The 4380-nt window shown below is 65.8% G+C and carries 6 protein-coding genes; 1 reads left to right on the top strand and 5 read right to left on the bottom strand.

What is annotated here, in order from left to right; translation table 11 throughout:
- Positions 1–648: cobalt-precorrin-6A reductase (locus MOV61_RS28620; protein ID WP_247139013.1), on the top strand; the 648-nt coding region annotated here is incomplete at its 5' end.
- Here the strand turns inward: MOV61_RS28620 and MOV61_RS28625 are convergent.
- From MOV61_RS28625 to MOV61_RS28645, 5 genes are all read right to left on the bottom strand, one after another.
- Positions 624–1391: a precorrin-3B C(17)-methyltransferase gene (locus MOV61_RS28625; protein WP_247139014.1), complete on the bottom strand. Its 768-nt coding sequence runs from the start codon at positions 1389–1391 to the stop codon at positions 624–626. The two genes, MOV61_RS28620 and MOV61_RS28625, sit on opposite strands and share 25 nt — an antisense overlap.
- A complete protein-coding gene (locus tag MOV61_RS28630) occupies positions 1388–2128 on the bottom strand; it encodes a precorrin-2 C(20)-methyltransferase (protein WP_247139015.1) in 741 nt (246 codons plus the stop codon). Before MOV61_RS28630 ends, MOV61_RS28625 begins: the two co-directional genes overlap by 4 nt.
- Positions 2125–2754 carry a precorrin-8X methylmutase gene (locus MOV61_RS28635; RefSeq protein WP_247139016.1) on the bottom strand — a complete coding sequence of 210 codons (630 nt, stop codon included), beginning with the start codon at positions 2752–2754 and terminating at the stop codon, positions 2125–2127. The genes MOV61_RS28630 and MOV61_RS28635 overlap by 4 nt, the downstream gene beginning before the upstream one ends.
- The gene (gene cobG / locus MOV61_RS28640; RefSeq protein WP_247139017.1) at positions 2751–4064 is read right to left on the bottom strand and encodes a precorrin-3B synthase; all 1314 of its coding nucleotides are present in this window, start codon (positions 4062–4064) and stop codon (positions 2751–2753) included. The genes MOV61_RS28635 and cobG overlap by 4 nt, the downstream gene beginning before the upstream one ends.
- Positions 4061–4380: cobaltochelatase subunit CobN (locus tag MOV61_RS28645; RefSeq protein WP_247139018.1), on the bottom strand; the 320-nt coding region annotated here is incomplete at its 5' end. The genes cobG and MOV61_RS28645, both read right to left, overlap by 4 nt.

Consider the following 4380-nt stretch of genomic DNA (forward strand, 5'->3'; position numbering starts at 1 on the left):
ACGCGCGCGCCGGCCGAGCAACCCGTGCCGGTGCGTGTCGGCGGTTTTGGCGGTGCCGAAGGGCTTGCCGCTTATCTCCGGCAAAAAGGCATCTCGATCCTGATCGATGCGACGCATCCCTATGCAGCTCAGATTTCCCGCAACGCGGCCAAAGCCGCCGAGATTTCCGGCGTTCCGCTTGTCGCCCTGCGACGGTCGGCCTGGCAGAGACAGCCCGGCGACCGCTGGATTGAAGTCGAGAGCGTCGCCGATGCGGTCACTGCCCTGGGAGCGGTCCCGCGAAAAGCCTTCCTGACGCTCGGCCGGCAGGAACTTCTGCCCTTCGAAACAGCGCCGCAGCACGACTACCTGGTCCGCAGCGTCGATCCGGTCGAGCCGCCGCTTTCCGTCCCGAACGCCGTCTATCTGACCGCGCGCGGCCCCTTCGAACAGGCGGACGAGGCCCAGCTTCTCCAAGATCACGGCATCGAGGTGATCGTTGCCAAGAACAGCGGCGGGCCGGCGAGCTACGGCAAGATCGCCGCTGCGCGCAAACTTGGTATCGATGTCGTCCTGATCCGCCGTCCGGACCTGCCGGAAGTGCCGTCCGTTGAGACCGCCGAGGAGATGCTGGCCTGGCTCGATCATGCGCCGGCGCCCCTGAAATAACGCGGGGAATAGACGATCGGGCGCCGGTTCTCCCGCTCAATCAGCCGCGTTTCCGCGGTGCCGACGATCACGCATGTCGCCATGTCGGCCATGTTGCCTGCCGCCTCAGCAAGGGGCACGATCCGGATAGCCTCATCCGGCCGGCCGGCTGCTCTGCCGAAGATTACGGGAACGGTGCCGGGCAGATGGGCGCGCAGGATATCGAAGGCTTCGTCGAGCTGATGCGGGCGCGCCTTGCTGATCGGGTTGTAGAAAGCCATCACGAACCCGGCCGTCGCCGCTGCGACCAGGCGTTTCTCGATCACATCCCACGGCTTCAGATTGTTCGAAAGCGAGATGGCGCAGAAATCATGGCCAAGCGGCGCACCGGCCTTGGCCGCGACGGCGAGCATGGCGGTAATGCCGGGAACGACCGAAAAATCGATCTCGCGCCATAAGGCCGGACCTTCGTCGATCGCCTCGCAGACTGCGGCGGCCATGGCGAACACGCCGGGATCGCCGCCCGAGACGACACAGACCTTGCCTCCGCCCGCCGCCATTTCGAGCGCGGCGCGGGCGCGCGCCAGTTCCTCCCGGTTATCGGACGCGTGACGGCGCTGGTCGGGGCGGAGGTTCAAACGGTCGATATACGGAAAATAGCCGAAAAAATCCGCAGCAGCCATCACTGCGGCGGCCGCCTCCGGTGACATCTGGTCGGGATTGCCGGGGCCAAGGCCGACGACGGTCAATGAACCCGTTGTCATGGCCGTGTCTTCCAGCCGGGCACGAGTACGATCGAGAAATAGGGTGCAGGGCTCTCGTCGCGCTCTTCCAGACGCTGTGCTGCGCCGTTCGCCATCGTGCCGCGCTCGACATAGAGCGCTCCGGATAGCTTGCCGACGGAGGCCAGCGCCCGGCGGATTTTTGGCAGGTTGCGGCCAACCTTCATGATCACTGCGCCGTCGGTGTTTTCAAGCCGCTCCGCAAGCTTCTCTTCGGACAGGGTTCCCGGCAGCACGCTCAAAATATCGTCGCCCTGGACGAGCGGCATGCCGGTCATCGACCAGCAGCCGGACATGGCGGTGACGCCGGCGATAACTTCCGCGTGGTAGCGGTCGGCCAGGCGCACATGCAGATGCATGTAGGATCCGTAGAACAGCGGGTCGCCTTCGCTCAGCACGGCAACGTGCCTGCCCGCATCGAGATGCGCGGCGATGTCGTCCGCGGAGCGGTCGAAGAAATCGGCGATCGGGCCGCGATAATCGGCCTCGTCCTTGTGGGTCTCGACCGTGACCGGATAGACCAGCGGCAATTCGAGCGTACCTGGCCGGATATGTGCCTCGACGATGGCGCGGCCGTTGCCGCTCGAACCCTTCTTGCAGAAGAAGGCGATCACGTCCGCTTCGTGGATCGCACGCACCGCCTTCAGCGTCAGCAGTTCGGGGTCGCCGGGTCCGGTGCCGACGCCGGTGAGCCTGCCCTTGAGGAGTACGGCGTTCACAGTCCAGCCCTCGCCAGCGCGTTGACGCAGGCAGCCGTCATCGCTGAGCCGCCCATGCGGCCGCGCACGATTGCATAGGGAATACCGAGCGTCGCCTCCATCAGCGCTTCCTTGGATTCCGCCGCACCGACGAAACCGACCGGCATGCCGATGATGGCAGCCGGGCGCGGCGCGCCGGCGTCGAGCATTTCGAGCAGGCGGAAGAGCGCGGTCGGCGCATTGCCGATCGCAACGACTGCGCCTTCAAGATCGTCCCAGAGATCCAGCGCGGCAGCCGAACGGGTGTTGCCGATGGTCTTGGCAAGCTCGATCGTGCGGCCGTCGCGCAGCGTGCAGATCACCTGGTTATGGGCCGGCAGGCGGGCGCGGGTAATGCCGTGGGCCACCATTTCGGCATCGCAATAGATCGGCTTGCCGACGTGAAGCGCGCCGCGCGCCTGGGCAACGAAATCCTTCGAGAACCGGAAATGCTGAGCCGCCTCGACCAGCCCGCAGGCGTGGATCATGCGCACCGCGATATCGGCCTGTTCCGACGAAAAGGGCGAGAGGTCGGCTTCCTCGCGGATGATCGCGAAGGACTTTTCATAGATCGCGTCGCCTTCGCGAATGTAATCGTAACTGTTCATGATCGTCCTGACATAACGGCCGCAGCAAGCCGGCGCGGTCCCAGACGGGCGAGGCAGGCGGCGGAATTTTCGCCGGCGCGCCTTTCGTCTCGGACAAGATCGGCGATGCGGCGAAGGGAGTTGTTGGTATCGGCAAAAGCGACCGAGGCAAAGGGCTCGTCAGCTGCTTTTCCTCCGGCGATGAGCGAAAGGCCGGCGGCCGTCCCGCAGAGTGCAAGCGCTGACGGCTGCGGATGGGCGCAGCCCTTGGGGCAGCCGGTCACATGCAGCTTGAACGAGCCGTCCAGCAGGTCGCTGCACTCTTCCGCCGCTTTGGCGCCGAGTTCATGGGTGGCGACGCTCGCGGAATTGCAGGCGGGGCTTCCGGAGCAGGCGGCAATGGCCGAACGCGGATCGCTCGGCGAGGTGACGAAGCCGTTGCTGCCGGCAAAAGCGGTGAGCGCTTCGCAGGCGGTTTGAGCGCCAAAAAACAACAGCGAATGGTCGAAAGCCGGCTTCAGGGTTCGTATTCCCAGCCGCTGGGCTTCGTCGCAAAGAGCGATCAGGTCCTCGGCGTTTGCCTGACCAAAGGCCGGGCCGATGCCTGCCACGAAAAGGTCGCCGGAGAGACGGAAGGTGCCGAAAGGCGAGGCTGTCCGCCCGGGCACATCGTTCGTGGGCAAGCCGGCAGCGAGATCGCGTCCCCTCGCCTTGGGTCCCTTTTCGCCGAGCTTTCGAAGCAGCGCCAAAGTGGCGGAGACGGCCTCTGTTTCACGTAGAACACTGAAAACGCGACCGGTTGTTTCGGTGCCGCCCAAAAGCAGGGTCCAGTGGATGCCTTCATCGCTGGAAACGGCGGCAAGCCGGATATCGGCCAGGAGGTCGGAAAGCCTGAGCTGTCCGCCACCGTCAACCACCACCGACATCTTTGGAGCAAGGCCGGGGATGTCGCGGGCGCCTTGGCGGATCGCCTTGGCTATGGCGCGCGGATCGGCGATCTCGGTGTCGTCCATCCCCGCCAGGGGCGGAGTTTCGACAGCAAGTCCCTCGCGAAGCGGCAGGTCCAGCGCGCGGACATCGGCATCGAGAACGGGAGCCGAGGCCTCGCTCAGTCCCCGGACCTGCAGGTTGCCGCGGGCGGAAATATCGAGAATGCCGTTGCCATGGCGCCGCGCCAGCCGGCAGAGCTCCGCCAGCTGTGCCGGGGTGATCGCGTCAGTCAGCGCGACGCGGGCGAGAAGCCCATCGCCGGTCTGCATCGGGGCGGACAGGGCGGGGCAGGCGCCACGGCGCATATCCAGCGTGTTTCGATCGAGGGAGAGTGCCGTCATGCGACCTTCTCCCGGGTGAGCATTTCGAGCTCGGCATCCACCGCGTTGCGGCGGGGATGCCAGAGGCCGCGGCGAAGCGCCGAGCGGAACCGCGCGGCCATGAAGCGGGCTCCTTCGGCGTTCTGGCTCAGCAGGAAGTCGCGGACCTTTTCGTCGCCGAGATAGGCGTCGTAGGTCGCCTCGATCAGCGATTGCGGGATGGCATGGGTGGTCTCGGCAAAACCAATCAGACGGTCGACCGTCTCCACCAGTTCCGCTGCGCCGCGCGGGCCGTGGCGCATCTGGCCGGCGATGAAGCGCGGATTGACGGCGCGGG

It is taken from the genome of Neorhizobium sp. BETTINA12A (assembly GCF_023006485.1).
Lineage (GTDB): Bacteria > Pseudomonadota > Alphaproteobacteria > Rhizobiales > Rhizobiaceae > Neorhizobium.